Source organism: Enterococcus sp. S53 (assembly GCF_016516865.1).
Lineage (GTDB): Bacteria > Bacillota > Bacilli > Lactobacillales > Enterococcaceae > Enterococcus_D > Enterococcus_D innesii.
Genome location: NZ_JACVUH010000089.1, coordinates 1 through 224, shown reverse-complemented (window position 1 = coordinate 224; position 224 = coordinate 1). Strand labels below are relative to the sequence as shown.

The 224-nt window shown below is 38.4% G+C and carries 1 protein-coding gene; it reads left to right on the top strand.

Annotation, left to right across the window (positions count from 1 at the left end):
• Positions 1 to 224, top strand: a 224-nt coding sequence (locus IAE45_RS19420) for a hypothetical protein (protein WP_233619198.1), incomplete at both ends; no start/stop codon positions are given.

Below are 224 nucleotides of genomic sequence, written 5' to 3'. Positions count from 1 at the left end.
GTATTAAGGTTTTTAAATCTAGGAAGTGAATTTGGTCGGCTTCAAAGCAACGGTGACAAAGGTTCATCTACAGTTCCAGCTCTTGAAGTATCAGGAACATTTATTGCTATTACAAGCTCCCAAAGAGGATGGATTAACTTATCTGCAAATGGTATTTTCGAAGGCAACACTTATAGCGGATACAGTGTAGATGCCGGAAGTAATACTGGTAATTATGTAGGCTT